This is a genomic window from Mesorhizobium sp. P2_F8 (genome assembly GCF_056403655.1).
Genome location: NZ_JBFUFB010000124.1, coordinates 1 through 619 on the forward strand (window position 1 = coordinate 1; position 619 = coordinate 619).

Below are 619 nucleotides of genomic sequence, written 5' to 3' on the forward strand. Positions count from 1 at the left end.
TCTCAAGTCGCTCGGCCTCTATATGTCACGTTCGCTCTCTTATGACGGTGTCGAATACGACCTCCTCGAGCACACGCTGACCGAGGCGCAGATCCGCATCTACAATGCTTATGCGGACGCATTCCAGGTCATCCACAACAGCCTGACCGCCGCACTCGAGGCGACCAACATCACCAGCGATTCCGCCACGCTGAACCGCAACGCCAAGTCGGCGGCGCGCTCAGCCTTCGAGAGCACCAAGCAACGCTTCTTCAGCCATCTCATCACCTCGATGATGACGCCGACCCTGATCGGCGCCATCGAGCGGGATTGCGCCGATGGTCATTCGGCGGTCGTGCAGATCGTCTCGACCGGCGAAGCGCTGATGGAACGGCGCCTTGCCGAAGTCCCGACCGAGGAATGGTCGGATCTGCATGTCGACGTCACGCCGCGCGAGTATGTCGGCGGGTACTTGATGCACTCCTTCCCCACGCAGTTGTTCGAGGAATATTCGGACGCGGAGGGTAACGTCTATTCGCGGCCTGTCCACGACGAAGATGGCAATCCGGTTCAGTGCCGGGAGGCCGTTCGCCRACGCGACGAGATGATCGAAAAACTCGCCTCGCTGCCGCCGGTTGGC

General features: G+C 61.2%; 1 protein-coding gene. It reads left to right on the forward strand.

The annotated features are described in order from the left end of the window. The coding region (locus tag AC1DZP_RS36340; RefSeq protein WP_477309188.1) for a strawberry notch-like NTP hydrolase domain-containing protein at window positions 1–619 on the forward strand (619 nt) is incomplete at both ends.